We start from the raw sequence: 26,914 nt of genomic DNA on the forward strand, positions 1-26,914 counted from the left end.
CTCCGTGTGGTGCAGTCCTAGACAGCTCCACCACACCGGAGGTCTTCGCCATGATCAAGCCCGGGCCAGTGTCAACAACGTTCGTGATCAATACACCTAGCCCGTGGTGACAGGCGGCGCAGAAAGAGCCGGCCGCGACCGGTGCTCAGGGCACGGGCATAAGGGTCGTCTGTCCACGGCTCGCCGGGTTGCGCCGGGAGATGGGCGGGCCAAGCCACCGTCCGGGGGTTCCTCAGGGCCGCGATCCGCGCCGCCCGCTCGGCGATGACGGGGTCCGAACCACCGGCCGCGCGGCTCACCGGCTCCCCTCCGCGAGCGAGTGCAGCGAGCGTGGTGGCGAAGTGGGAGCCGGACGGGCAGCAGGCGGCGACGTCCATGACGTCGGCGGCAGTGTCCACATCGCGCAGCACTGGCAGATCGCCCACGCTGAACCCCGCCTCGACGAGCCGGCACCGCTGCGTCGCACCCGTGCGGGCGGTGGACACCGGCACACCCCGGACGAGGGCTGCGGCGCGTGCGGGGTCGGCGAGACCCAGCGCCCAGAAGCCGCCATCCGCGGCGGGACCGAACCAGGCGTCATGGCCGTCGTGCCCGACACGCGAAAGCAGTTCCGGCGTCAGCTGCGGAGTGTCCATGCCGACCAGGAGGGCCGGCCCGCGCTCGCAGTGCGCGAAGGCGGCCGCGATCCGCTCGTCCAGGCCGCCGGCTTCCTGGGGCACGACATCGAAGCCGGGTGGCAGCCAGGGACCGGGCGCCCCGTCGAGGACGAGGACCCGACGTCGAGCGGGGGCTCTGAGTACCGCGTGCAGTGTGTCGCTGAGGGCGGCCTCCGCCAGAGCGGCCGCTTCCCGGGGTGTGTAGGGAGGGGTGAGCCGTGTCTGACCCGTCCAGGAACGGGTTCCTTCGCGATGACCAGCAGTGTCACCGGCCTCGTGGCCGGTTGCCGCAGGCTCATCGCCCCGTTCCGCGGGCGGACGCCGTCGCCACCGGACCAGTGGCAGGCCGTTCTGCCAGGACGGCGCGCATGTCCCGTACCGCGTGCCAGGTGCCGCGCCAGGTGCCGGTGACCTTGGAGCGGCCCGCGCGCGGCCGGTACGGCACATCCGTCTCCTCGACCCGCCAGCCGGCGTCCGCGGCGCGGACCACCATCTGCAGCGGATATCCGGAGCGACGGTCGGTCAGGTCCAGGGCCAGCAGCGACTCACGGCGGGCGGCGCGCATCGGTCCCAGGTCATGGAGCCGCAGACCGGTGCGCCGGCGGACCAGCCGGGCCAGCTCCAGGTTGGCCAGCCGGGCATGCAGGGGCCAGGCGCGGCGCGTGACGGGCCTGCGGCGGCCCAGGACGAGGTCGGCGGCGCCGTCGAGGACGGGTCCGGCGACGGCGGGCAGCAGCGCGGGGTCGAGGGAGGCGTCGCAGTCGCAGACGCAGACGACGTCGGCCGTCGCGGCGGTGACGCCCGCGTGACATGCGGCGCCGAAGCCGCGCCGCGGTTCGTGGACCACGTGCGCCCCGAGTGCACGGGCGACGTCCGCCGAGCCGTCGGTGGAGCCGTTGTCGACGACGATCGCGCGCCAGCCCGCCGGGATGCGGTCCAGTACCCACGGCAGGGCCTCCGCCTCGTCGAGGCACGGCAGCACCACGTCCACCGAAGCAGCAGAAGAAGAAGGGGATGTCTCGATCACTCCACTCACCCTACGGGGACAAACAACTCAAAAGGGATCCAGCGACCTTACGGATCGCTGACGTCCGCTCCCGCTCCCGCCGACGGCCGAAGGCCGGGTGCCAGACTCGGCGGCGTGAAACACGTACTCGTCGTGGACGACGACGCCACCGTCTCCGAGGTCGTCGCCGGCTACCTGAACCGGTCCGGCTTCGACGTCGACGTGGCGTCCGACGGACCCGCCGCCGTGGCACTCGCCGCCGCCCGGGCACCCGACCTCGCGATCCTGGACCTGATGCTTCCCGGCATGGACGGCCTGGAGGTCTGCCGCCGCATCCGCGACAACGGCCCGATCCCCGTGATCATGCTGACGGCGCGCGGTGACGAAGAGGACCGGATCCTCGGCCTGGAAGTCGGGGCCGACGACTACGTCACCAAGCCGTTCAGCCCCCGCGAACTCGTGCTCAGGGTGGAATCGGTACTGCGCCGTACGGGACATGCGGCCGATGACCGGACCGCCCCGTCCGGGTCCGGGCTTCGCGCCGGCCCCCTCGCCCTGGAGCCTGTCGCTCGCCGCGTGACTCGTCACGGCACGGAACTCGCCCTGACGATCCGCGAGTTCGATCTGCTGGAGTTCTTCCTGCGGAATCCCGGAAGGGCCACGAGCCGGGAGGAGTTGATGCGCCGGGTGTGGGGCTGGGAGTTCGGCGACCTCTCGACCGTCACCGTCCACATCCGGCGGCTGCGCGAGAAGATCGAGCAGGACCCGGCACATCCCCGCCTGATCAGCACCGTGTGGGGCGTGGGCTACCGGTTCGACCCTCCGACCGCGGACGAGGGAGCCCCCGATGGTGCATGACACCCTCCTCATCGTCGCCTACGCCGCCGTCGGCGCCGCCTGTGCCGGCCTGCTCGGCATGGGCGTTCTGCGGCTGCTGCGCAACCGCTCGGTCGCACTGTCCCTCGCGGTGGTCGCAGCCGTCACCGTCGCGGCGATGCTGGCCGGAACCATGCTGGTGTCCTGGGCCATGCTCCTGTCCGACCACGACCTGTGGGTCGTGACCATGGTCTGCTCGATCGCGGCCGTGGTCTCACTCGGGGTGGCCCTCGCGCTCGGTCGCGGTGTGGTCCGCGGCAGCCGGGCCCTCACCGAGGCCACGCGGGCTCTCGGCGACGGCGGCCGCTTCATCCCGCCCGCCGCCGCACCCACCGCCGAACTCGCCGAACTCAGCCGTGAACTGGCCGCCACCAGCGCGAAGCTCGCCGCCTCCAGAGAGCGGGAGAGGGCCCTGGAGGAATCCCGCCGCGAACTGGTCGCCTGGATCTCCCATGACCTGCGCACCCCGCTCGCCGGGCTGCAGGCCATGACCGAGGCGCTGGAGGACGGCATGGTCGACGACCCGGGCGTGTACCACGCCCGCATCCGCGCGGAGGCCGAACGCATGACCGGCATGGTCGGCGACCTCTTCGAACTCTCCCGTATCCAGGCTGGCGTCCTTGCCCTGAACACCACCCGGGTGTCGGTCTACGACCTCGTGGGCGACGCGCTGGCGGGCGCTGCCGCCCTGGCCGAGGAGCACGGCGTGCGGATCGTCGGGGACGGGGTCGAGCCGGTCCCGGTCGAGGTCGACGGCCGCGAGATGTCCCGGGTACTGGCCAATCTGCTGGTCAACGCAATCCACCGGACTCCCGCCGACGGCACGATCGCTGTCTCCGCCTGCCGGGAGGCGAACAGCGTCGTGGTGTCGGTTACGGACGGCTGCGGCGGCATTCCCGTGGAGGACCTGCCCCGTGTCTTCGACACCGGCTGGCGCGGCACCGACGCACGGACCCCGCCCGCCGGAGCGGGTCTGGGCCTGGCGATCGTGCGGGGGATCGTGGAGGCCCACAAGGGCCGGGCCGTTGTGCGCAACGTGCCCGGAGGCTGCCGGTTCGAAGTCCGCCTGCCTGCCGCTGCCTGATGCATCCCACCGGGCGCCGGACCCGTCCCCGCGGGGGAAAGGGCCCGGCCTGCAGGTCCGGCCGACAGCTCAGCCGGCGCGCAGCGGAGCTGTGGCGAACTCCGCCATCCCCTCCGCGAAGCCCACCTGCGGCTTCCAGCCCAGCTCGTCGCGCAGCCTGCGCGACGAGGCGGTGATGTGGCGGACGTCGCCGAGCCGGTACTCGCCCGTGACCACCGGCACCCGGGTGCCGTGCGCCTCGGCCAGGGCGGCGGCCATCTCCCCGACGGTGTGCGGCTCGCCGCTACCGGCGTTGTACGCCCTCGCGGTCCCCTCCAGCAGGCCCGGCAGACCGTCGAGAGCCGCGAGATTGGCCCGTGCCACGTCGCGTACATGGACGAAGTCACGCCGCTGCCCGCCGTCCTCGAACACCCGTGGCGCCTCACCGCGCTCCAGCGCGGACCGGAACAACGAGGCGACCCCGGCGTACGGGGTGTCACGCGGCATCCCCGGCCCGTACACGTTGTGGTACCGCAACGCGATCACCCTTCCCCCCACCGCTCGCGCCCACGCGGAGGCGAGATGCTCCTGCGTCACCTTGGTCGCGGCGTACACATTGCGCGGATCAAGCGGGGCGTCCTCGGCCACCAGGCCGGACGCGAGCGGTTCAGCGCACTTCGGGCATGGCGGTTCGAAGTGTCCCGCCCGCAAATCCGATACCTTGCGCGGTTCCGGCCCCACGACGCCGTGCGTCGGGCACTCATAGCGCCCCTCGCCGTAGACCACCATCGAGCTCGCCAGCACCATGGACCGCACTCCGGCCTCGGCCATACCGGCCAGGAGGACGGCGGTGCCCAGGTCGTTGCAGCCCACGTAGGCGGGTGCGTCTGCGAAGTCCTTGCCAAGGCCGACCATCGCCGCCTGATGACAGACGGCATCGACACCCCGCAGGGCGTCGGAGACGGCCGACGCGTCACGGACGTCCGCGTGCCTCCAGTCGACCCCCTCGGGAATCGGCGGGGGTGTGCGGTGCGCGGCTGGAAACAGCGCGTCGAGCACGCGCACCCCGTGCCCGGCGCCGGTGAGGGCGGTGACGACGTGCGAGCCGACGAAGCCCGCACCTCCGGTGACCAGGATCAACATGTCATCGACCGTACGGCGGACAGCCCGGCCCGCGGCCGTACGACGCCGACACGTCAGGGGTTCGTAAGCCTTCCCGACGCGCTTCTGAACCGACGGCTGCGGCGGGCACCCCGCACGACCAGCACGAGGGCCGTGACCACCGCCACCGCCCCCAAGGCGACCAGCCAGTTGCGCGGGTAGTCCAGTGGCAGAACCGATGAGTTGGCCGGCTTCCCCGGACGCAGCATCACCGGCAGGGCGACCGCCGTCACAGCGCCCGCGACGAGCAGTGCCCCGCGGACGGGGCCGCGCACACCCCCACGAACCAGCACCGACCCGATGAGCAGCACCAGCGGCGCGATCAGCACGTCGTGCAGTACCACCGCTCCGCCGAGCCACATCAGGACGCCCGTCACGTCAGGCACGCCCAGCAACAAGAACGCTCCCACTCCCGTGACTACCAGACCGACCGCCCCCGTGAGCCACCGCGTCACGGTCATGACATCACCTCCAGTCGGCCGACCCACTTGGTCTGCAGCACACCGGGCCGGTTCGGGGCGATCAGACGTACCGGGTAACCGTGATCGGGCGAGAGCTCCTCGCCGTTGAGACGCAAGGCGAGCAGGGTCAGCGGGTCGCGCGCGTACTCGTGCCCCATCTCGGAAACCCGGTAGCCGCCCCGCCTCTCGAGCGACACCACCCGCACCCGGGCGTGCGGCGGGGCCCCCGCGAGGTCCAGGAGGTCCCTGACCCGCACCCCCGTCCAATGTGCGGACTTGCTCCAGCCCTCCACACAGGCGATCGGCAGCTCCACCTCGTACTGCGGAAGGCCTCTCAGCTCACCCAGTGTCAGCACGTGGGGTCGCGGCCCGGTGACCGTCAGGCGGTAGCCGCCGGCCGCGATCAGTCCCACTCCGGCCGCCACGGCGGTCCGGTTGACCGGCAGGCCGTCCGGACCGTGGTCGGGATGACGGGGAGCCAGCAAGTCGACGCCTTTCAGAGGGGTGAAGGACTGGCCCACGGTGGTCACGGTGACGGCACCGACCCCCGCCGCCAGCGCGGCGAGCAGCGAACGCCGGTCGGGCCCGTCCTGATCTGGAAGGGCCAGGGTTCCCCGCGACCGCCGGCTCCAGTGGGTCCGGATCTCCGGGGCCTTGACCGCAACGTGCAGCAGGAGCGATCCGGTCACCAGCCAGGCCACGGCGTAGTGCACCGGCACGAAGGAGAACGGCCACGGATACCACTGGACGATGTTCAGCAGGCCGGTGACGACTTCGAAGACGGCAGCCGCTACCAGCACGGCCACCGACAAGCGCTCCAGAGCGTGCCGCACCGATCGCACCGGCGGCCAGGAGAACAGCCGCGGGTACACCGTCCACAACTTCGCCAGCACCAGCGGAATCGCCGCGAGCCCCGAGGCGACGTGCAGGCCCTGCGTGAGGCGGTAGCCCCACACCGGGCGAGTCGGCAGATCACCCACCAGCCAACCGGGTGGATGCTGCAGCACATGACTGACCTGACCGGTGACAAAGCAGACCACGAACGCGAGGCCGAGCCACCGTCCGATCGAGGTCGCCGTACGGGCATCGTGCAGCCTGCCGTTGAACACTGGCGGAAACAAGCGCGATCTCATGCCTCCCATCACAGCCGCCACACGACTGGCGCGGAACGCCCGAAGCCCTTACGAAACCCGGACATTCAAAGCCCGGAGCGATCCGCCACGACAGACACCGACATCCGCCCGCCGCTCCTGCCCGACAATCGTCGACACGCTGATGGCGCGCTCGGGTGACAGGTCGGGTCGACGCGGGTGAGCACATGAACCTCTGAGCCATTCGGCGGGGTGAGCACATGAACCTCTGAGACCATTCGGCGGCCTTGCGGTAGCGCCTGCCGACACCCATCCTCACTCTGGAGCCGGAGAACGCTTCGCCGCGCTTCATGTGGCAGCAAGGCCCTGGGAGGTTCGCGTGACCGCTTCGTCGCCCGCCATGAACGCGCCTCCGGCCCGGTACGACGACCTTCGTGCCGTGGTGATCAACTGCACTCTCAAGCGGTCGCCGGGGACGAGCAACACCCAGGGGTTGATCGACCGCAGCACCGCCATCATGGATGCGCAGGGAGTGCAGGTCGACGTGGTCAGGGCCGTGGACCACGACATCGCCACCGGCGTGTGGCCCGATATGACGGAGCACGGCTGGCAGACTGACGCCTGGCCGGAGCTGTACCAGCGGGTCATCGCTGCCGACATCCTGGTGCTGGCCGGCCCCATCTGGCTCGGCGACAACAGCTCGGTGATGAAGCGGGTGATCGAGCGGCTTTACGCATGCTCCAGCCTGCTCAACGAAGCCGGCCAGTACGCCTACTACGGACGGGCCGGCGGCTGCCTCATCACAGGCAACGAGGACGGCGCCAAACACTGTGCCATGAACGTCCTCTACAGCCTCCAACACCTGGGCTACACCATCCCTCCCCAGGCGGACGCCGGATGGATCGGCGAGGCGGGACCGGGCCCCTCCTACCTCGACCCCGGTTCGGGCGGCCCGGACAACGACTTCACCAACCGCAACACCACGTTCATGACCTGGAACCTGCTGCACCTGGCCCGTGCGCTGAAGGACCTCGGCGGCATCCCCGCCTACGGCAACCAGCGCACCACCTGGGACGCCGGCTGCCGTCACGACTACGAGAACCCCGAGCACCGGTAGAGGCACCGCGCCCTTGCCCGTCGGCGGGCGTGTCGCGTCGGCAAGGCGGAGCACCACGCCGCGATCTCCCCGCGCAGGCACCGGCGGCCGAGTGGCATGCGGGCCGCCTCGTCTCCGTCGGGCCCTGGCGGCGCCGCGGCAACCCCAGACCGCCACGGATCTCGGCCTTCGTGGTCGCCAAGGACCTGTCCGGAGTGCGGACCGCGGCGCTGACCCCCCTCACTGCTGGGCGCCGCCGATCACCGGGAATGCCGTGACACCCGAACGGGCGTATTGTCCGTACATGGGCGACGTGCGCTGTGATTGGTGCGGCGCTCCACTGGAGGCGCCACGTTCCGGCCGTCGCTATTGCGGGCCGGCGCACCGCCAGGCGGCGTGGCGCGCCCGGCAGCGCGCGGCTGGGGCTGGGGCAGGAGAGCTTCCCGAATCAGGCGCCGGACGGATGTCACAGCGCCTCGGTGGCGCGGCTGCCCGAACTGGCCGGGCTGCTGGTGCGCCTCGCGGTACAGGCGGACCGGCAGACCGGAGCCAGCTGGGCGCAGATCGACACGGGCCTCGGCATCAGTGCCGAGGCGGCCCGTGCCCGCTTCGGACGCGCCAGGTCGGCCGCTGTCATCGTCGAGAGGAAGTGAGTGTGCCGTGCGGCAGCATGCTTCTTCCGTCACAGGAGACTGGGAACGGTTGCGGGATTCCTTCAGCCGGGTGGCGCAGGACACCGGTGCCTCCGTCGCCTTGCTGTACCTGATCCTTCCCGGCGGCCAGGTCCATCAACTGGCGATGATCATCGGGGTCTCCCGGCAGATGGCCGCTCCTTGGACCCGGGTGGCACTCGACGCCTCCACGCCGGTGACGGACGCCATTCGCGAACGGCACCTGGTGTGGTTGAACAGCCCTCAGGAGATCGCCCGCACCTACCCCACCGTGGGGCTCGTGGTGCCCTACGACTTCATGCTGGCCGCCGCCCCGATCACGTGCGGCGCGAACGCCTGGGGCGGAATCGCACTGTTCTGGCCGCTCCGGCATCCGCCTCAGCTCAGCCCACGCGAGCGGGACACGATCAACACCTACTGCCACCAGGCGGGCTTTCTTCTGCAGCAAGCCGCCGGCCGCGGTACACCCCTGCTGCCCGGCCGGGAGCCGCAGGTGCTTACCCCGACCCGGCGCAGGCTGCCAGGGCCGGCGGAAGCCCTGGCAGCCGTGGAGTTCACCGAACGCCTGCCCTTCGGCTGCTGCGCCCTGGACCTGGACGGCCGGGTCACCTTCGTCAACGCCGCAGCGGCCGATCTCCTCGGGACCGGCGTCGACGGCCTATTGGGCACCGAGCCCTGGGACTCACTGCCGTGGCTGAGACACCCTGCCTTCAACGACAAATTCCGCGCCGCGGTGATCGGCCACCAGCCCACGTCCTTCACCACGCTGCGGCCGCAGGGCGAGTGGCTGTCCTTCCAGCTCTACCCCGACAGCTGTGGCGTCAGCGTCCACATCTACCCCTCATCCGCAACGTCCGGCACAACGGTGACCCAGGATCGGCAGAGCGCACCGGAGCAGAGCGCACCGGAGCAGACTGCCGCGTACTACCAGCTGATGCACCTGGCGGCTGCCCTCAGCCAAGCGGTGGGTGTCCAGGACGTGGTCGACCTCGTGGGCGATCAGCTCGTGCCAAGTTTCGGGCCGCAGGGCCTCGCACTGATGCTGATCGACGAGGGCAGGCTCCGCATCGTCGGCTATCGCGGTTACAGCGCCGACTTCATGACCCGCTTCGACGGCGCCCTCGTGAGCGCCCTCACTCCGCCGGCGCAGGCCCTGGCCAGCGGCACGCCCGGCTTCTTCACCAGCTTTGCCGACTTCCAGCGGGCCTATCCCGAGGCCGTCCGCTACGGCTCCCGCGACGCGTGGGCCTTCCTGCCGCTGATCACCACCGGCCGCCCCGTCGGCACCCTCGTGCTGTCCTACGACCGGCCCCGGCCCTTCCCCCCTGCCGAACGTGCCGCCCTGACCGCAATCGCCGGCCTCGTCGCCCAAGCCCTGGACCGCGCCCGTCTGTTCGACACCAAGCAGCGGATCGCGCACAGCCTGCAAACGTGCCTGCTGCCCCGGACCCTGCCCCGCATCCCCGGCCTGGAGGCCGCCGCGCGCTACCAGCAGGCCGGCCGCGGTATGGAAGTCGGCGGCGACTTCTACGACCTCATCCACTGCAACACCGCCGGCGCGGCCGCGGTCATCGGTGACGTACAGGGCCACGGCGTGAACGCCGCCGCCCTCATGGGCCAGATCCGCGCCGCCATCCACTCCCACGCCACCGCCGGCCCCCACCCTGGCGAGGTCCTGACCTGTACCAACCGCCTGCTCGCCGACCTGGACATGGGACTGTTCGCCAGTTGCCTGTACGCCCGACTCGACCTGGACCACCACCGCGCCCAACTGGCCAACGCGGGCCACCTGCCACCGCTGATCCGGTACCCGGACGGCCGCACCGACATCGTCCGCCTGCCCCCCGGCCTCCTCATGGGCGTCGAACCGCACACCGACTACGCGACCACCGATGTCCCCCTGCCCCCCGGCAGCGTCCTCGCGCTGTACACCGACGGTCTGGTCGAGGCCCCGGGGACCGACATCGACGACGCCATCACCGACCTCGCCCGCCACCTCGCCCGGGCCGATGACCAGTCCGCGGAGGATCTCGCGGACACGCTCATGCATCACGCCGCAAGCACCACGCCCGGCACCGACGACATGGCCCTGCTGCTGGTGCGTTCCACCGGATAGGGCGCCGATGAAGCACTTGTGCATTTGGCGTTCCGCCTTGAACACGCACGACGGCCTCATCGGCTGGTGGACCACCGGAGTGAACCGCAAGGGAGACATCCTCTTCTTCGACTTCCCCCAGATCCCCGAGCCCTTCCAGCTCCGCCGCGATCGCGCGGACGAGCACGAGGTCCGCTGGACCTCCGTCGGTGCGTTCCCCCCGCACTGGTCCGGCACCATCATCACCTGGCAGCTGACCGACGTTCCCGAGGCGCCCGGCACCCGCGTACTCTTCCGGCACACCGGCCGGCGGGACAGCGACCCGGGCCTCCCCCGGCCGCATACACCTGGGGCCGGCTCATGACCCGGCTCAAGCAGTACACCGAGACGGGCATCCCGCAGCCCCTGTTCACCCTCTGATCGGCCCGGTCCGCCACCCACGACAAGGCAGCTCCATGACGATCGACGAGACAGCGGAGCGGGTGATCCCGCTCCCGCCCGGCCAGGTGGCGGACTACGCCATGGACTGGCGCAACGACCCCAAGTGGACCCAGGGCATCCGCGAAGCGGCACTGACCCGGGCGGCACACGCGGGCGGCTTCGGCGTCGGCGCCGAAGTGACCCGCACCGCGTACTTCCTCGGCAAGCGCATCGACTACGTGCTCCGCATCGCCGAGTACGAACCCTCAAGGCTGCTGGACATGGTGTCGGTAGCGGGCCCGATGCCGATGCACGTCACCTACAGCTTCACCCCGCATCCGCACGGCACCCTCGCGCGTATCAGGGTCCGGGGTGACGCCGACGGTTACTACCGCCTTGCCGCGCCCCTCATGGCGAGAAAGGTCCGCTCCTCCATCGGCAAGGACCTGCGCGACCTGGAGCGCAGGCTGATGGAGCCGTCATGGTCCCCGAAGACCTGAATGGGGGATCCGGCACACGCACCAGCCCCAGCGACCAGGAGCGCGTGGCGCTCGTCGCCGTCGGCCAGGTCCGCGGCGTCGAGGTGTCCGGTGGCCTCGCACAGGTCGCCCATCTCGTCGAGGATGAAGCCGAGCGGCTTCATGCGGCGGATGACCATGAGAGGAACGACGTCGGCCTCGGTCTGGCGGAGAATGCCGCCTGGCAAGCGGGTGGACGGCGTCACCAGACCGGTCTCCGCGTAGTGCCGGATGGTGCGCAGGCACAGTTCGGTCCGCGCGGCGCCTCGCCGATCTGCATGTGTTTACTGTCCACACTGGCGGTCGCCGCGAGCCGGCCGACGCTCCTGCGGTTGACACACGCACTGCCCGAGCCGGTGCCACACACGCCCAGGCACGTCCATGGCACGATCCTGGTGGACATCGAGACCCGTCGTCCGATCGACCTGCTGCCGGACCGGGCCGTCTCGACGGTGGCCGCGTGGGTCGCCGATCACCCCGGGGTGGAGTTGATCTGCCGCGACCGCTCGTGGCTCGCTGCGGCCTCGACGCCAGGAGGCAGTCGCCAACTCCCCATCCCGAATGGGCATGGCCATGGCCATCACCAGTCCCATCGTCAGGAAGAGAACGATCGGAACACCCCCACAACCGCGGGGTGAAGGTGCGGTCGGCGGCTCTTGCGTGCAGCGGCCAGGGGAAGGCCGTCACGGCGAGCGAGGAGCCGGCGTGCTCCTTGCCGCATTCGACCTTGGCGTGCCGGGGCGCGTTCTCCCAGAGGTCGGTCCGGGTCACCGCGCATCGGCCGTAGTCGTTGGCGGTGACCGTCGCCCGAACCGGCTGGCCCAGACCGTACGCGTATACAACCGGGGCAAGGAGCGCGGTCGTCGCGAGCAGGGGAACCAGGGTCCCGGCCGACACGCACCGCCACACCGGACGCCCAGCACACGACCCGGGTCAGGGCCAGTGCCGACCACCAGGGGTGACGGGGGCCTGTCACCGAGAGCACCGTCCCCCACCTCCGAACGAGATCGCCGCGCGCCCGTACGGGCGGAACGTCAGCCCATCCGACCCATTCCGCGCGAGGCACCCCCGCACCAAGCGCCACGGGTATACGGCGGTGCGTTCCCCCCATGCGGCACCAGACGCGGACGCGCTGTCCCGTGGTCGCCTTCCAGAGCCAACGCTGTCCCGTCACGGTCACGGCCACTGTTCTGAGCAGGAGAGACGCGATCCAGACGAGACCAGGCCACGGCATCCAATCATGCCCGCACCAGTAGTAACGCACGGTATACGACGGCGGGGAAGGGCGGGTCCCTGCAGTGGAACGGACGATTCGCTGCAGTAACCGGGCACGTCCCGCCGCACCGGCCTCGCCTTGACGGTTTCTTGACGCCGCACGCCGCGATGTTGACGTAATCTTGGTGGCCGGTGTGCCGGGAAGTCTGGTCGGCGAATGCAGTCGTTGTCACCCGCCGTCACGAAAGGCCTTCCATGGCCGCCTCACAGACAGCCACCGTCACCCGGGCCGGTGTTCCCGCCGGCCAGGAGCCGCGCCGGTACGTTCTCTTCTTCGCGTTCGCCTTCGCAGTGATCGCGGACCCGGTCTCCTCCGTCGCCTACGCGATCGAAGCCGCCCTGCGCGCCCTGCACGGGGACCTGGCACTCCTGCTGCCGGCCATGTCACTGGTGGTGGGACTGGTCGTGGTGATCACCGCCAACTACTGGCAGTTGGTGCGGCGCTTCCCGAAGGGCGGGGGTGCTGCAGCGGCGGCTGCCCGGGCCTTCCGACCCCGCTGGACCTTTCTGCCGATCGGGGCCCTCGTCGTCGACTTCGTGCTGACCATCGGCATCTCCATCGCGGCCGCCACGAGCGCGGTGATCGCGCTGTCCCCCGTGCTGGCTCCGGCACGCATCCCGCTGGCCTTGCTTCTCCTGCTGGTCGTCGCAGGACTGACCTGGTTCGGGCACGGCGGACGCCTAGTGTTCGCGACCATGACCGTGGTCTTCATCGTGATCTCCGTGGCCGTGGTGGTCCTGGGGTTCACCGCCCCTCACAGCGCGGGCGCCGTGGCCACGACAGCGGACCCCGGCCACTCCGCCGTGCTGGCCGTGGTGCTCGCTTTCCCTGTGGCCATGGCACTGGCAACCGGTGTCGAAGCGCCGTCCACCGCAATCGCACAGCTCGGCCAGCTCGACGACACCCACCGTCGGCGGTTCGGCCGCGGCACCCTGGCGCTGCTCCTGGTCGTCGTCGGCGGCCTGACCCTCGCCCTCACCGCCCTGGCTGCCCGCCTTCACATCGGGCTGCCCGGCGCGGACTCGACCCAGATCGCGGACATCGCCCGTGCCGCCGCGGGGCCGGGCTGGCTCTACGGTGGCTTCCAGCTGGCCAGCTCGCTGCTCCTCCTTGCCGCTGCCAGCTCCTCCTTCCAGGCCGGCCCGGGACTCCTCAAGGCACTGGCGGGAACACCCGGTCACCCCGGTGTTCTGCCGCCGGTGCTGGGCCGGGTCAACCGGCACCACACTCCGTACTGGTCCGTCGTGGTCTACCTCGGCGCAGCAGCTGTCATCATCGTCGCCGCGGCCGGACAGGAACAGGAACTGGTGCTGTTCTACGCGGTCTCCGTCTTCGTCAGCTTCCTCGTCGGCCTGCTGGCCATGTCCCGCTTCGCCCGCACCGAACGCAAACCGGCCCTGGCCGCGCTGAATGCCCTCGCGGCGACGGCGGTGGCCTTCACTCTCCTGGTCAACCTGCTCCGCGGCTGGCCGGTGCTCTCCCTCGCCGCCACCCTTGCCATCGGCGGCGCTCTGTACGTCCGCTGGGTCCGCGCCGGCCGACCTACCGGGGTGGAGGACGTCGAGAGCCGGGCCGAAGCGGCCTGACACGGCACCGTCGACGCGCCTGATGAAGGTTGCGCGGTATGCCATGCACCGGGGGTTGCTGCTCATGATCCTCACGGGGGTGAACGACCGCTCCAGAAGGGCGGGCCCTGCCTCGGGCCTCCGGGAAGGGGCTTTCCGGCGCTCACATGGCCGTACGTATCGGCTACTGATCCGCGGCATGCGCGCCGTCTCCGACGACCCGACCGCCTACGCCGCCCTCCGTGACGCGGAAACCCACCGCACCGCCGAGGTACCGCACGAGATCGGACGGCCACCTCGTGGGCAGCTGGACGAAGGCCCGCGGGCCCGACTCTGCTGCCCGAGCGGACCTGCGCCAGCCGCTGGTCGCGGCCACCGAATCGACCCGCCTGCTGAAGAAAGAACCAGGGCAGAGCCCATCCCGCGGATTCCGGGATCTCTTGTCCGAGATCAGGGAAGGTAGGGGCGTGCAGACGTTCCCGGTCCAGAGTCCGCATCCTCCCCCCGCCTCGCACATGGTCGTATGCGGGGACGACGCCCTCGCGCATCGGCTCGCCTACGAGCTGGCCGCCGTCTACGGCGAGCGGGTCACCGTGGTGCTGCCGTCACTGCGCCGTAACCATGGGCCGCAGATCGCCGCACTTACCCGGCAGCACGGAGTCTCGGTGGTGGAGGCCGTCGAGCCGGGCGACGACACGCTGAGTGAGGCAGGAGTGGAGAACGCGGTGGCGCTGGCTCTGGCGTACGGCGACGACCAGACCAACATCCATGCCGCCTTACGGGCCCGGCGGATGAACCCTGACATCCGCCTGGTGATCCGGATGTACAACCGCAAGCTCGGCCGCCATCTGGAGGAGCTGCTGGAGCGCGCCGCCGCGGCCCGCTCCCCGCAGCTGCGGCCCTATGAACTCGACGCGTCCACCACCGTGCTCTCCGACGCCGACACCGCAGCCCCGGCTCTGGTCGCGGCGGCAGTGGTGGGCAGCAGCAAGGTGGTCCAGGCCGACGGGTTGCTGCTGCGTGCCGCTGAGCGCCCGCTGGGCAGCGATGAAGACGCCGAGAACGGCAGGCCCGCGCTGTGCACCCTGGCCCTGCTGTCCGACTCCGCCGCCGACCCGGGCGGCGAGGACAGCGGCATCGGGGCGAACGGCGCGCGCCTGCTGCCTGATGACGAGGCCGTACGCGAAGCGGAGGGCATGCACGGGCGCGTGGTGCTGGAGGCGATCACCCGACATCCCGGGCCGTCCGCCGTCCGGCGCCGCAAGCAGGGCGGTCCGCCCCTGCGGGAGTTGTTCTCCCGACGCCTGCGGCTGACACTGGCCGGACTGATCGCGCTTCAGGTGGTGTTCGCGGTCCTGACGTGGCGGGTCATCGGCGGACCCCCACTCCACGCGGCATACCTGTCTCTGCTGGACGTACTCAACATCAACGACCCGGCCGTCGACGAACAGCCGGGACGGCAGATACTCCAGCTGCTGTCCGGCCTGGCCGGGATGGCGTTGCTGCCCCTGCTCTTCGCGATTGTGCTGGAGGCGATGAGCACCTTCCGCACCGCGTCCGCGCTACGCCTGCCACCACGCCGGCTCTCCGGGCACGTCGTACTCGTCGGACTGGGCAAGGTCGGCAGCCGTGTGCTGGACCGCCTGTGCGCACTGGACATCGATGTGGTGTGCGTGGAGCGGGACCCGGGCGCGCGCGGCGTGGCGCTCGCCCGCGCCCAGCGGGTGCCTGTGGTGATCGGAGACGCCACGCAGGAAGGCGTGCTGGAGGCGGCACGGACCGAACGAAGCCGCGCGCTGCTGGCCCTCGCCAGCGACGACACCACCAATCTCGAGGCCGCGCTGTCCGCACGTGAAGGCGCCCCGGGGCTGCGTGTGGTCATGCGGCTGTTCGACGACGAGTTCGCCACCACCGTCTACCGCGCGCTGCGCGACTCCCACCCCACCGCCACCACCCGCAGCCGGAGCGTCTCCACTCTGGCGGCTCCCGCCTTCGCCGGCGCCATGATGGGCCGCCAGATACTCGGTGCCATCCCGGTGGAGCGCCAGGTGCTGCTGTTTGCCGCAGTCAAGGTGCACGGCCACCCCGAGCTGGAGGGGCGCACCATTCGTGACGCCTTCAGCCCCGGCGAGTGGCGCGTACTGGCCCTCGATCTCGCGGCTCCGGCCGACCGGCGCCCGGACCTGGCCGCCACGCTGGAAGACGGCCGCGGCCGGCCAGAGCCCGAGCTGGCCTGGGAGCTGCACCCCGGCTACGTGCTCCAGCCCGAGGACCGCGTCGTCCTGGCCGCCACACGGCACGGACTGGCCCAGCTGCTCCAACGTCCTGCACGGAGCACGCCGGCCAACCCGCCATGAGTGATGCCATCAAGCCGGGGTCGCGGGGCGACTGTCGGAGGGCGTAACAGGGCGGTGGCCACCGACGAGTTCTCCGCTGAGTGTCTGACGGAGGTCGGCGCTGCGCTCGTTCAGCCCGGCGACCTGGACGGTCTCGATCCGGCCCTTGACACGTCACAGACCGAGGACTGAACATCTTTCTGCCGTCTGCTTGGAGGCGCATGTCCCCCCAGGTATCCCCCCGTGACCTGGGGGGACACGGTCTTCACGGATGCTCGCGGCGAAACCCGGGGTCTCTGGGTACTCCTGGGAACGCCGCCGCTCAGGACCGGGCTGTGCGGCGACGGTGCCCTCTGGGCATGCGCTACTGGTGCTTGACGGGTACCGGCTGCGCTCGGGTCGCTGGACTGCCGTGCGATGGTCTCGAGAGCCCGCAGTTACAGGGAGCTCACGCGCGTTCGCGATAACGGAGCGAGAGCATGGCCGCGTCGTCGTGCGCCGGGCCTTCTGCGTGGGTCTCGAGGTCTCTGCGAAGGGCCTCCAGCGGGCGTCCAGGTCAGGGCCCTTGAGGAGGTAGGCGCGTCCGCCGAGGGGTAGAACCGACCCGCGTGGTCTCGGGCTTCGGTCACGCCGTCGGTGTAGAGAAGCATCTGGTCGCCTGGGAAAAGTGGGACCTGACGAGGGACCGGACCCTTAGGGCCGAAGTCGGCGAGCCCGAGCGGCGGCGCCGGCTCGGGCGGCTCCACGAAACAGCAGGTGCCGTCGGCGCGGAGGATCATCGGGGTATGGCGCCCGCAATTGAGCAGCGTGACGGTTCGGTCGTGGTTCACCTCTGCCAGGACGGCGGTGACGAATTCCTCGCCGGCCAGGCGCCGGTTGAGGGCTGGTTCCAGGCGTGCGCTCACGGAGACGAGGTCCGGCTCGTCGTGGGCGGCCTCCCGGAAAGCGCCCAGTACGACGGCGGCGGTCTCGACCGCGTCCAGGCGCTTGCCCTGGACGTCACCGACGATCACGCGGGCCCCTGCGGGGGAGGTGACCCGTTCGTACAGTTCGCCGCCGACGCGGGCCTCGGTGGTAGCCGAGGTGTGGGAGACAGCATGCTGCTGTCTCGCCTTGGTTCGGCCGAGCCGGACTCCCATGCGGTCGGTGTCATCGGCACGGAGATCGATGCTGGGCCGGTGCCTTCCCACCGAGCCGCGCCGTGAACCATGGCTACCCCTCGTTGTGCGCGTACGGGCGACCCTGCGTCCGCGGCTTGCTGTGACGCCCCGAACTGATCACGACGTCAAGACCGCGTAGGCCATGCGTCAAAACCGTGTAAGGTTTTTCGTGGAGTGCCGGGAAGTCTGGTCGGCGAACAAGGGATGAGTCTCTTCACCGATCGGGGCGGTTCTTGTGGTGCTCGTGGTGGTCTTCGGGACCGCACTGCTGGTAGCAGTGCTGCTCTCGGGCCTGGCGGCCCGGTCCGTGCTCTCCACCTCGCTCCTCTTCCTTCTCGGCGGGGCACTGGTCAGTGACGGTTTCCTCGGTCTGATCCACATCACGCCGGACAGCGGGATCGTGGCGGTGACGGCCGATCTGGCGCTCTTCGCTGTGCTGTTCACCGACGGGATGCACGTTTCTTTCCCCGCGTTGCGCAGCGCATGGCGCAACCCGGCACGAGCGCTGGGCCTCGGGATGCCGCTCGCCTTGGTGGGGATGGCTCTGGTCACGCACTTCCTGGTCGGGCTGGACTGGACCACGTCCTTCCTGGTGGGCGCCGTTCTGGCACCGACCGACCCGGTGTTCGCATCGGCGATCGTGGGCCGCAAGGAAGTCCCGACTCGGTTGCGGCAGTTGCTGAACGTGGAAAGCGGCATCAACGACGGGCTCGCACTACCGGTCGTCCTCGTGCTGATCGCCGCGGCCGGGCCGACGGCTGTGGGCGTCGAGGCGGACCTGGGGAAGATCGGGCTGGAGCTGATCGGCGGCCTGGCCCTCGGCGTCGTGCTGCCCCTGGTTGTCGCCTGGCTGGTGCGCTTCCGGCTGCTGGGCGCCGAGCCGAAGCTGCAGCCGCTGCTGCCGCTCGCGGTCGGAGTGATCCTTTACGCGGCCTGCCACCTCACGCACGCCAACCCCTATCTGGCCGCCTTCTCGGCGGGCGCCGTCCTCGCCTCGGTCTCACCGGAGAGCAGGCACGCCTTCGAACCGCTGGGCGAGGCGCTGGCCGAGCTGGCCAAGTTCGCCGCGCTGCTGGTCTTCGGAGCGCTGCTGACGCCGCACCTGTTCGGTCAGCTGTCCTTCGGTGGATACGTGGCCGTGGTGCTGGCGATCGTGCTGATCCGGCCGGCTTCGCTGCTGATCTCACTGATCGGCACTCGGACGATCGACCGGCGGGAGAAGCTGACGGCCGCCTGGTTCGGGCCGAAGGGCTTCGCGTCGGTGGTGTACGGGCTGCTGGTGCTGCAGTCCGGGATTTCGCGTGGCGAGGAGGCGTACACGCTGATCGCGGTGTGCATCGCGTTCTCGATCGTCGCTCACAGCAGCACCGACGTGCCCATTGCCCGGATGTTCGACGTGGAGGACCTGGTCGGCATTCCAGACGATGATGAGGCCGAGGACGACGACCGGAAGCCGCTTACCGCGGCCCGGAAGGAGGAGACCGGCCATGCGCGCACGTGACCTGGCAGTGGAGTACCCGGCGGTGACCCTGGACAGCGACGCCCTCGACGCGGCGCGACTGCTGGCCGAACGGCGGCTGCCAGGGGTCCTGGTGGTGGATGAAGACGGACAGCCGTACGCGATCCTGCCCGCCTCGCGGCTGGTGAAGCTGATCGTTCCGGACTATGTCCTGGAGGACCCCACACTGGCGGCGGTCGTCGACGAGAGGCACGCCGACCGTCTGTGCCGGGCTCTGTCCGGCCGGCCAGTCCTCGATGTTCTGCCCAAGGAGCGGGAGGTGCCTGCGGTGTGCGACCCGGACGACACCGCGCTGGAGGTCGCCACGCTCATGGCGCGGGAGCGTAGTCCGCTGGTGGCCGTGGTCGACAAACCCAAGAAGGGCGCGCGGGACGCGGCAGCTCCGCGCCTGCTCGGGGTGATCACCGCCGCGCATCTGCTGGAACAACTTCTTGGGGCGGTATGAGCGACTGGCACAGCTGGGCGGCGATCGCGGTCTTCGCCGGCGCGTACGTCCTGATCATCAGCGAACGCGTCCACCGCACGGCCGCCGCCCTGGGCGGCGCCGCACTCATGCTGCTGATCGGTGCGACCGACGACAGGACTGCCTTCTACAGCGAACACGCGGGCATCGACTGGAACGTCATCTTCCTGCTGCTCGGCATGATGGCGATCGTCGGCGTGCTGCGGCAGACAGGCGTCTTCGAGTACCTGGCGATCTGGTCGGTAAAACGGGCCCGCGGCAAGCCCTTCCGCGTCATGGCCATGCTGATCGTGATCACCGCACTCGCCTCCGCCCTGCTGGACAACGTCACCACCGTCCTGCTGGTCGCCCCGGTCACGCTGCTGGTCTGCGAACGCCTGAGCCTGTCAGCCGCGCCGTTCCTCATCGCGGAGGTCCTGGCCTCCAACATCGGAGGCACCGCCACCCTCGTCGGCGACCCGCCGAACATCATCATCGCCAGCCGCGCCGGCCTGACCTTTAACGACTTCCTGGTCAACCTCGCACCGATCGCCGCCCTCCTCACACTGGTCCTGCTGGTGCTGTGCCGGATCATGTTCCGCACGACCTTCGTCTACGACGAGGAACGCGCCGCCGAGATCATGGAACTGGAGGAACGGGAGGCCATCCGCGACCCTCGCCTCCTCGTCCAGGGCCTGGCCGTACTCGCCCTGGTCATCGCCGGCTTCATCCTGCATCCGGTCGCGCATTACGCGCCGAGCGTGGTCGCCCTGCTCGGCGCCGGACTGCTCGTCCTGATCTCCAGAGTCGAGACCACCGAGGTGCTCAAAGAAGTCGAGTGGCCCACACTCGCCTTCTTCGCCGGGCTGTTCATCATGGTCGGCTCACTGATCGAGACCGGCGTCATCGGCGAACTCTCCGACGCTCTCGCGGGCGCCCTGGGCGGCGACGAACTCGGCGCCACCATGGGCCTGCTGTTCGGCTCCGCCGTCCTGTCCGGGGTCGTCGACAACATCCCGTACGTCGCCACCATGGCCCCCATCACCGCCGACCTCGTCAAAGACCTGGGTGGCGCGGCCACCAGCCACCACGTGCTGTGGTGGGCTCTGGCACTGGGCGCCGACCTCGGCGGCAACGCCACCGCGATCGGCGCCTCCGCCAACGTCGTCGTCCTCGGCATCGCCGAACGCAACCGCCAACCCATCAGCTTCTGGACCTTCACCAAATACGGCCTGATCGTCACTGCAGTCACCGTCTCCATATCGGCGGCGTATTTGTGGCTGCGCTACTTTGCCCTCGCATAGCCCCTGAGTCCCAACAATCGACAGCGGAGCCCGGCGACGCCGTCGCACCGGAAAGGCCGGGGCTTTGGACGACCGCCGCCCAGGCTCGTAGGCAACCAGCCCCCTGATCCCACGCTGCCTCACACCACCGGAACCGAAACAGCACAAACCTCTCCATCCCAATCCCCCCGGTGAGGACGATAAGTGCGACGAGCGTTCCTGCCCCGCAGCCAGCGCGTCCGCGTCCAGCCGCTCGAGTTTTCCCGCAGGGTGTCGATGAGGACGTGGTCCGGTGTGCGGCTGAGTGAGTGGTGCGGGTGGTTTGAGCGGTCGTGCATGCCCACGGCGCCCGCCTGCCGGTAGCGGGCGTCGGTGGTGTGGCTGACCTGGAAGCGCTCAGCGGCCCGACGCAGCGGCCACCCGTCGTCCACGACGCACCGGGCAAGACACAGACGGCCTGTCGGAGTCAGCGGGGGCATTACGGCGAGACGCGAGGGCCTCCTGATGGTCGGCGGTAGATGTCGCAATCCCCATCGACCCCAGAGGGCCCTCGCCTGTTCAAGCACCCAGCACGCGTGTCACCAATGCCCCAGGACAGCACGCCTAGGCCGCGCGAGCTGCGGCGGGTAGTGTGTAAAGAACACGCAAAGAGGCGTGGGGTGTGCCGGGAAGTCTGGTCGGCGTCGAAGAGGCCTGTGTGCCCGTGTGCCGATGCCCCGGAGGTTTCCCCGGATGTGTTCTGCCCCGCGTGAGCGCTCCGTTTTCCTCGGGCTGCTGCCCTGGCCGGAGCGTGTGCAGGTGGCCCGGGCCCTGCGCACGGAGACGGTTGGCGGGCTGGTGCTGCTGGGGGCGGCCGTGGTGGCGCTGGTGTGGGCGAACGCTCCATGGAGTGAGGCCTATGAACATATAAGTGACTTCCACTTCGGTATCCCTGTGCTCGGTCTGGATCTGTCGGTGGAGCACTGGACCGCCGACGGTCTGCTGACCGTCTTCTTCCTGGTCGCGGGGATCGAGCTGAAACGCGAGCTGGTGCTCGGCGAGCTGCGTACTCCCGCCACCGCGGCTCTGCCGGTGGTCGCCGCCGTGTGCGGCATGGCGGTGCCGGCCGCCCTGTACCTGGCCACCACCACACTCGGCGGAGGCGGCGCTCAAGGCTGGGCGGTGCCGATGGCCACCGACATCGCCTTCGCGCTCGCCGTCCTTGCCGTGCTGTCCACCCACCTGCCCTCGGCGCTACGAGCCTTCCTGCTGACCCTGGCCGTCGTCGATGACTTGGGCGCGATCCTGGTGATCGCCGTCTTCTTCACCGCGGATCTGAACCCGCTCGCGCTCGCCGGGGCGCTGGCCGGGTTGGTCGCCTTCTACCTGTTCCAGCGGTACCGGGTCCGCGGCTGGTGGTGGTATCTGCCACTGGGTGTGGCGATCTGGGCGCTGATGTACAACGGCGGGGTGCACGCCACAGTGGCCGGGGTGGCGATGGGCCTGATCCTGCGCACCACCCGCGACGGGGGTGAGAAGGCGTCGCCCGCGGAGCGGACCGAGCATCTACTGCGGCCGGTCTCGGCCGGCGTGGCGGTGCCACTGTTCGCCCTGTTCGCCGCCGGGGTGAGCATTTCGGCTGCGGCACTGGGCGAGGTGTTCACCCGCCCGGAGCCACTGGGGGTGGTGCTCGGGCTGGTCGTCGGTAAGACGGTGGGGATCTTCGCAGGCACATACCTGGCGGCGCGGTTCACCCGGGCCCGCCTCAACCCGGACCTGGCCTGGGCGGATGTGTTCGCCCTGGCGGTGCTGGCCGGGATCGGCTTCACCGTGGCCCTGCTGATCGGCGAGCTCGCCTTCCCGGCCCCGGGCCAGGTCGAACACATCAAGGCCGCCGTCCTGCTCGGCTCACTGGCCGCCGCCGTCGTGGCAGCGCTGCTGGTCAAGCGCCGCAACGGGATCTATCGCCGCCTGTGGGAGGAGGAGACGCGGGACGAGGACGCCGACGGCATCCCCGACATCTACCAGCAGACCAACCGCGGCAGCGCCGCGGGAGAAAGCTAATGGAGGACGGTCATGCGCGCACGGGATCTCGCTCAGCCCTTCCCCTTCGTGACCACGGACGACGACGCGAGAGACGCGGCCCGGATGCTGGCAGGGCAGTCGCTGCCGGCCCTGCTGGTTCTCGACTCCGACGGGCAGCCACACTCCGTCGTGTGCGACTCCCAGCTCATCCGGCAGTTCATCCCCACCTATGTCACCGAAGCCCCGGCGCTCGCCGGCGTCGTCGGCGAGCAGCACGACGCCGAGTTCACCGAACGGCTTGCGGGACTCACGGTGGCCGAATGGGCGCCACACCGCTTGTACCCGCCGCCCGTCGTCGGGCCGGACGCATGCCCCATGGAGGTCGCGGTTTTGATGGCCCGCACCCACAGCCCTCTGGTCGCCGTCATCGAACGCGACGGCACCCACGTGACGCTGCTCGGCGCGGTCACCGCCGCGCGCCTCATGCAGCACTTCATCGCAGCGGCAGGATGAACGGCGTCCGCGCGGCGATACTGCCGGTGCCATCGTGACGGCGCGCTGGTGATCAGGACGGCGATCGGCGAGATACGCCGCCCCGGCAGCGCTCGGCACCAGTGGACGTTCGCGGCAAATCGCCGATCCCTGACCGCCGGCGCGACGGCGTCCCTGGTTGTCGGCGCGACGGGATGGCACCAGGCCGGGCCCGCGGTACTGACATGGGCCGTGCTCGCCGGCGCCCTCGTCGCCTCCCTCGCGAACCCGCCCCCCGACAAGCACCCCGACGACGACTGGGCCTGACACACCAGGCTCAGCGATCACCAACTGTGAGCACTCGTGCACCCTCGCGGCAAGCGGCCCGCCGTTACCAGAAGCCAGCAACGTTGGTAGCGTCCGCGTGCCGGAAGACGGCGACGCAAGCAGTCATGGAGGGGTACGTGGCGAGATCGGGGGGCGTACCGCCCGAGTTCCTGGACGGATATCCGGAGATGCTGGCCGAGGTGTCGGCGACCAGCCGGCGGCTGCGACGGGCGGAGCTGGACACACTGCGGGAGCTGGGGGAGCGCGGTGCCGAGGCGGGCGTGGGCCTGCGCGAACTGGTCGGGGGTTATCTCGCGGCGACCCGCGAGGCGTGGAGCACCCTGCCCGGCGTGGACGTCCGCCAGGTGGGCGAGGCGGTTCTGGCCGCTGTTGACGCGGCGGTGCAGGCACTGGGCGAGGGACACGAGCGGGCGCAGCGGATTCTGGCTCGGCAGGAGGAGGCGGCCCGCCGGGAGTTCGTCGACGACCTGCTGTACGGGCGCAGCGATCCGGGGCGGCTGGCCGAGCGCGCCGAGCGGTTCGGGCTGCGCCTGGGCCGTGGGCACGCGGTGGCGGTGGCTCGAGGCATGGAGGCGTACGAGGACGGCCATCCGGTGGTGCGGCGGATCGAACGGGAACTGGTCGGCCGTTTCGGGGAGCGCGATGTGCTGCTGGCCACCAAGGACGGCCGGTTGGTGTGCATCGCACCAGCCGGTGAGCACGCGGTCGTCGAGGCGTTCGCCGACACCGCGCTGCGGCCGGGCCCGGGCTACGGCGCCGCGCGGCGCGTCGCGGTCGGACGCACCCACTCCGACGCGGGCGGGATCGTCCGCAGCTACGAGGAGGCGCTCGGTGCGCTGGACGTGGCCGACCGGCTGCGCCTGCACCCACCCGTACTGCGTGCCGCGGAGCTGCTGGTCTTCCCGGTTCTGATGCGTGACCGGGCGGCGATGGCCGACCTCGTGCGCAGTGTGCTCGGGCCGCTTGACCAGGCGCGTGGCGGCGCCGGTCCGCTACTGGAGACCATCGCGGTCCACGCCGGGGCCGGCTACGTCAATGCCGAGGCTGCCCGGCGCCTGGGGCTGGGGGTGCGTACCCTCACCTATCGCCTGGAACGGATCAGGACCCTGACGGGATACGACCCGGCCGACGCTCTGCACCGCTACACATTGGAGACCGCCGCGATGGGCGCCCGGCTGCTGGGTTGGCCCGAGCAGCCGCTGTAGCACCTGATCGGCCGTTAACAAGTCGTCAAGAACGCGTAAAGATTGCCGGAATCCGGCAATGACCCGGGGATGCGCCCCGTGACACCATCGCGATGTCTTCGGGAGATCGGCGAACTGGCGGGGGCGGGGATGGAATGGTTTCTCGGTCTCGGCATCACCGGTCTGGTGGTGCTGGCCCCGGCCCTCATCTTCGACGGCGTTCTGGACGGGCTCTTTGACGGGCTCGGCGGATTGGACGGACTGCTGTCGCTGCCAGTGATCGCCGGATTCGTGTCGATGCTCGGCTTCGCCGGCGCGATCACCCTGGGCACCACGGGGCTCGGGACGGCGTTCGCGGCCGCGGTGGGGGTGGTTGCCGGAGGTGTGGCGGGGTGGCTGACGTGGAGGTTCAGCCGGGCTCTGATGCGCGGGGGGACCTCGGCCGCACCGCGTGGCGACGACCTCGTCGGCGGCACGGGAACAGTGGTCACGGCGATCCCGGCGGGCGGCTACGGCGAGGTACTCGCCTACTTGGCCGGGCAGCCCGTGAAGCTCGCCGCCAAGAGCGCGGTCCCTCTGCCGCGGGGCACCAGGGTGTGGGTCGAGGCGGCGCTGTCGAGCACGTCGGTCGCCGTGCGCTCCGTGGAGCACTGAACACCCGGGCCCCTGACCACCTCGTGTCTTTGTCGTATCTGTTCTGATCAAGGGAATCCGGCATGAGCCCTGTACTTACTGCTGCGGTGGGCATCGTCGTACTCGTCGTCCTGCTCGCTCTCGTCGTCATCACCCGCTACAAGGTCGCGGGGCCCAGCGAAGCGTTCATCGTCACCGGCCGGCGGGGCAAGAAGTCCACCGACCCGGAGACCGGCCGGGTCTTCACCGACAACAGCGGCCAGAAGGTCGTGGTCGGCGGTGGCGTATTCGTCGTGCCCTTCGTCCAGCAGAAATTCACCCTGGACCTGTCCAGCAGGCACATCCCCGTCGCCGTACGCGGCGCGGTCACGCTGCGAGGGGTGAAGGCCCACCTGGAGGGCGTCGCGATCGTCAAGGTCGGCGGCACCGAGGACTCCATCCGCGCGGCGGCCCAGCGCTTTTTGATGCAGCAGGACGGCATCGTCGGCTTCACCCAGGAAGTCCTGTCCGGTGCCCTTCGCTCCATCGTCGGGCGGATGTCCGTGGAGGACATCATCCGCGACCGCGCAGCGTTCGCCGGACAGGTGGCCGAGGAAGCGGAGGCCAGTCTGTCCGGCCAGGGCCTGGTGCTGGACGCCTTCCAGATCCAGGACATCACCACCGAGGGCTCCTACCTGGAAGACCTCGGCCGCCCCGAGGCCGCCCGCGCCAAGCAGGAAGCCGACATCGCCGAGGCCGTCGCGCGCCAGGCGTCGGAGCAGGCCCGGCTCAAGGCCGAGGAGGAGATCGCGATAGCCCAGCGGACGTTCGCGCTCAAGCAGGCCGAGATCAAGGCAGAGACGGACGAGGCCGCCGCCCGCGCCGCAGCCGCGGGCCCGCTCGCCGAGGCCGCCCGCAGCCAGGAAGTCCTCGCCGAGCAGGAGAAGGTCGCCGCCCGCCAGGCCGCACTGACCGACCGGGAGCTGGACACCAAGGTCCGCAAGCCCGCCGACGCCGCCCGGTACCGGGCCGAGCAAGAGGCAGAAGCCCGCCGTATCGCCCTGGTGAAGGAGGCCGAGGCGGACGCCCAGCGATCCCGGCTGACCGGTGAGGTCGAGAAGGCGCACCGCGCCGCACTCGCCGACGCCGTACGCATCGAGGGCGAGGCACAAGCCGCCGCCATCGCCGCGAAGGGCTCGGCAGAGGCCGAGGCCATGCAAAAGAAGGCCGACGCCTTCGCCCAGTACGGCGACGCCGCGGTGCTGCAGATGCTGGTCGAGGTCCTGCCTCAGGTCGTCGGCAAGGCATCCGAGCCGCTCAGCGCCATCGACAAGATGACCGTGATCTCGACGGACGGGGCGAGCCAGCTGTCCCGCACGGTCGCGGACAACGTGGCCCAGGGCATGGAACTGCTCAGCTCCACCACGGGAGTCGACCTCGCCGAGCTGCTCAAGGGGCTCTCCCGGCGCGGCTCCGCGGCAGCCGTTCAGGCCGAGGCGTCCAACGGCAGGATCGAGATCGCCGACTGACGCAAGGCAGCAGGAGGGCCTTGAGGGATCAGCTTGATGGCACCCGCGGGCCCGGCCGACGCTCTCACCTT

At 70.4% G+C, this 26,914-nt stretch carries 23 protein-coding genes and 4 pseudogenes; 19 read left to right on the plus strand and 8 right to left on the minus strand.

The window, feature by feature from the left end:
* Window positions 1–305: 305 nt before the first annotated feature.
* Both ACWDAS_RS38615 and ACWDAS_RS38620 read right to left on the minus strand, forming a co-directional pair.
* Window positions 306–955, minus strand: a pseudogene (locus tag ACWDAS_RS38615) (TIGR04282 family arsenosugar biosynthesis glycosyltransferase); the annotation flags it as partial.
* A complete protein-coding gene (locus ACWDAS_RS38620) occupies window positions 952–1,683 on the minus strand; it encodes a glycosyltransferase family 2 protein (RefSeq protein WP_450400314.1) in 732 nt (243 codons plus the stop codon). The gene ACWDAS_RS38620 and the pseudogene ACWDAS_RS38615, both read right to left, overlap by 4 nt.
* 114 nt (window positions 1,684–1,797) lie before the next feature.
* On the opposite strand from ACWDAS_RS38620, the gene ACWDAS_RS38625 reads away from it, so the two are divergent.
* Window positions 1,798–2,520 carry a response regulator transcription factor gene (locus tag ACWDAS_RS38625; protein ID WP_450400316.1) on the plus strand — a complete coding sequence of 241 codons (723 nt, stop codon included), beginning with the start codon at window positions 1,798–1,800 and terminating at the stop codon, window positions 2,518–2,520.
* Window positions 2,510–3,622 (plus strand): sensor histidine kinase, encoded by a 1,113-nt coding sequence (locus tag ACWDAS_RS38630; protein WP_450400318.1) that lies wholly within the window; start codon window positions 2,510–2,512, stop codon window positions 3,620–3,622. Before ACWDAS_RS38625 ends, ACWDAS_RS38630 begins: the two co-directional genes overlap by 11 nt.
* Window positions 3,623–3,691: 69 nt before the next feature.
* On the opposite strand, the gene ACWDAS_RS38635 is transcribed toward ACWDAS_RS38630, so the two are convergent.
* The 3 genes from ACWDAS_RS38635 to ACWDAS_RS38645 are packed head-to-tail and all read right to left on the minus strand — an operon-like array spanning window position 3,692 to window position 6,356.
* Complete coding sequence (locus tag ACWDAS_RS38635; RefSeq protein WP_450400320.1) at window positions 3,692–4,744, minus strand: NAD-dependent epimerase/dehydratase family protein; 1,053 nt, start codon at window positions 4,742–4,744, stop codon at window positions 3,692–3,694.
* A gap of 53 nt (window positions 4,745–4,797) precedes the next feature.
* Window positions 4,798–5,223, minus strand: coding sequence for a hypothetical protein (locus tag ACWDAS_RS38640; RefSeq protein ID WP_450400321.1), 426 nt, complete (start codon window positions 5,221–5,223; stop codon window positions 4,798–4,800).
* Window positions 5,220–6,356: a molybdopterin-dependent oxidoreductase gene (locus tag ACWDAS_RS38645; RefSeq protein ID WP_450400323.1), complete on the minus strand. Its 1,137-nt coding sequence runs from the start codon at window positions 6,354–6,356 to the stop codon at window positions 5,220–5,222. Before ACWDAS_RS38645 ends, ACWDAS_RS38640 begins: the two co-directional genes overlap by 4 nt.
* 358 nt (window positions 6,357–6,714) lie before the next feature.
* Between ACWDAS_RS38645 and ACWDAS_RS38650 the strand changes: the two genes are divergently transcribed.
* The 5 genes from ACWDAS_RS38650 (at window position 6,715) to ACWDAS_RS38670 (ending at window position 11,096) form a co-directional block, all read left to right on the plus strand.
* Window positions 6,715–7,431, plus strand: coding sequence for a flavodoxin family protein (locus ACWDAS_RS38650; protein WP_450400371.1), 717 nt, complete (start codon window positions 6,715–6,717; stop codon window positions 7,429–7,431).
* Window positions 7,432–7,889: 458 nt separating this feature from the next.
* The gene (locus ACWDAS_RS38655; RefSeq protein WP_450400325.1) at window positions 7,890–8,063 is read left to right on the plus strand and encodes a hypothetical protein; all 174 of its coding nucleotides are present in this window, start codon (window positions 7,890–7,892) and stop codon (window positions 8,061–8,063) included.
* Window positions 8,064–8,112: 49 nt separating this feature from the next.
* Window positions 8,113–10,197, plus strand: a complete 2,085-nt coding sequence (locus ACWDAS_RS38660; protein ID WP_450400327.1) for a SpoIIE family protein phosphatase — start codon at window positions 8,113–8,115, stop codon at window positions 10,195–10,197.
* Between the two features lie 37 nt (window positions 10,198–10,234).
* The gene (locus tag ACWDAS_RS38665; RefSeq protein ID WP_450400329.1) at window positions 10,235–10,540 is read left to right on the plus strand and encodes a hypothetical protein; all 306 of its coding nucleotides are present in this window, start codon (window positions 10,235–10,237) and stop codon (window positions 10,538–10,540) included.
* A gap of 91 nt (window positions 10,541–10,631) precedes the next feature.
* Window positions 10,632–11,096: an SRPBCC family protein gene (locus ACWDAS_RS38670; protein WP_450400331.1), complete on the plus strand. Its 465-nt coding sequence runs from the start codon at window positions 10,632–10,634 to the stop codon at window positions 11,094–11,096.
* Here ACWDAS_RS38670 and ACWDAS_RS38675 read toward each other — a convergent pair.
* Window positions 10,985–11,394, minus strand: a pseudogene (locus ACWDAS_RS38675) (MerR family transcriptional regulator). The gene ACWDAS_RS38670 and the pseudogene ACWDAS_RS38675 sit on opposite strands and share 112 nt — an antisense overlap.
* A 115-nt stretch (window positions 11,395–11,509) precedes the next feature.
* Between ACWDAS_RS38675 and ACWDAS_RS38680 the strand changes: the two are divergent.
* From ACWDAS_RS38680 to ACWDAS_RS38690, 3 genes are all read left to right on the plus strand, one after another.
* A complete protein-coding gene (locus ACWDAS_RS38680; RefSeq protein ID WP_450400332.1) occupies window positions 11,510–11,752 on the plus strand; it encodes a hypothetical protein in 243 nt (80 codons plus the stop codon).
* Window positions 11,753–12,584: 832 nt separating this feature from the next.
* Window positions 12,585–13,976 (plus strand): amino acid permease, encoded by a 1,392-nt coding sequence (locus tag ACWDAS_RS38685; RefSeq protein WP_450400334.1) that lies wholly within the window; start codon window positions 12,585–12,587, stop codon window positions 13,974–13,976.
* A 494-nt stretch (window positions 13,977–14,470) separates the two neighbouring features.
* Window positions 14,471–16,312 carry an NAD-binding protein gene (locus tag ACWDAS_RS38690; RefSeq protein WP_450400373.1) on the plus strand — a complete coding sequence of 614 codons (1,842 nt, stop codon included), beginning with the start codon at window positions 14,471–14,473 and terminating at the stop codon, window positions 16,310–16,312.
* Window positions 16,313–16,739: 427 nt separating this feature from the next.
* Here ACWDAS_RS38690 and ACWDAS_RS38695 read toward each other — a convergent pair.
* Window positions 16,740–17,388: pseudogene (locus tag ACWDAS_RS38695) on the minus strand (PP2C family protein-serine/threonine phosphatase); the annotation flags it as partial.
* Window positions 17,389–17,686: 298 nt separating this feature from the next.
* On the opposite strand from ACWDAS_RS38695, the gene ACWDAS_RS38700 reads away from it, so the two are divergent.
* Genes ACWDAS_RS38700 through ACWDAS_RS38710 form a run of 3 tightly spaced genes read left to right on the plus strand, consistent with a single transcriptional unit; the run spans window position 17,687 to window position 20,716 of the window.
* The gene (locus ACWDAS_RS38700) at window positions 17,687–18,952 is read left to right on the plus strand and encodes a cation:proton antiporter (RefSeq protein ID WP_450400336.1); all 1,266 of its coding nucleotides are present in this window, start codon (window positions 17,687–17,689) and stop codon (window positions 18,950–18,952) included.
* Window positions 18,939–19,415: a CBS domain-containing protein gene (locus tag ACWDAS_RS38705; protein ID WP_450400338.1), complete on the plus strand. Its 477-nt coding sequence runs from the start codon at window positions 18,939–18,941 to the stop codon at window positions 19,413–19,415. The genes ACWDAS_RS38700 and ACWDAS_RS38705 overlap by 14 nt, the downstream gene beginning before the upstream one ends.
* The gene (locus ACWDAS_RS38710) at window positions 19,412–20,716 is read left to right on the plus strand and encodes an SLC13 family permease (RefSeq protein WP_450400340.1); all 1,305 of its coding nucleotides are present in this window, start codon (window positions 19,412–19,414) and stop codon (window positions 20,714–20,716) included. Before ACWDAS_RS38705 ends, ACWDAS_RS38710 begins: the two co-directional genes overlap by 4 nt.
* A 269-nt stretch (window positions 20,717–20,985) precedes the next feature.
* Here the strand turns inward: ACWDAS_RS38710 and ACWDAS_RS38715 are convergent.
* Window positions 20,986–21,174 (minus strand): annotated as a pseudogene (locus tag ACWDAS_RS38715) (leucine zipper domain-containing protein); the annotation flags it as partial.
* Between the two features lie 253 nt (window positions 21,175–21,427).
* Between ACWDAS_RS38715 and nhaA the strand changes: the two are divergent.
* The 6 genes from nhaA to ACWDAS_RS38745 all read left to right on the plus strand — a co-directional run bounded on the left by nhaA (window position 21,428) and on the right by ACWDAS_RS38745 (window position 26,843).
* Window positions 21,428–22,738: a Na+/H+ antiporter NhaA gene (gene nhaA, locus ACWDAS_RS38720; RefSeq protein WP_450400342.1), complete on the plus strand. Its 1,311-nt coding sequence runs from the start codon at window positions 21,428–21,430 to the stop codon at window positions 22,736–22,738.
* Between the two features lie 12 nt (window positions 22,739–22,750).
* On the plus strand, window positions 22,751–23,212 hold the full coding sequence (locus ACWDAS_RS38725) for a CBS domain-containing protein (RefSeq protein ID WP_450400343.1): 462 nt from the start codon (window positions 22,751–22,753) through the stop codon (window positions 23,210–23,212).
* A gap of 48 nt (window positions 23,213–23,260) precedes the next feature.
* Window positions 23,261–23,497, plus strand: coding sequence for a hypothetical protein (locus tag ACWDAS_RS38730; protein WP_450400345.1), 237 nt, complete (start codon window positions 23,261–23,263; stop codon window positions 23,495–23,497).
* Between the two features lie 125 nt (window positions 23,498–23,622).
* Window positions 23,623–24,723, plus strand: coding sequence for a PucR family transcriptional regulator (locus tag ACWDAS_RS38735; protein WP_450400347.1), 1,101 nt, complete (start codon window positions 23,623–23,625; stop codon window positions 24,721–24,723).
* Between the two features lie 129 nt (window positions 24,724–24,852).
* Window positions 24,853–25,356 carry a hypothetical protein gene (locus ACWDAS_RS38740; protein ID WP_450400349.1) on the plus strand — a complete coding sequence of 168 codons (504 nt, stop codon included), beginning with the start codon at window positions 24,853–24,855 and terminating at the stop codon, window positions 25,354–25,356.
* A gap of 62 nt (window positions 25,357–25,418) precedes the next feature.
* Window positions 25,419–26,843, plus strand: coding sequence for a flotillin family protein (locus tag ACWDAS_RS38745; protein ID WP_450400351.1), 1,425 nt, complete (start codon window positions 25,419–25,421; stop codon window positions 26,841–26,843).
* Window positions 26,844–26,914 lie beyond the last annotated feature (71 nt).

The organism is Streptomyces sp. NPDC001070 (genome assembly GCF_053598835.1).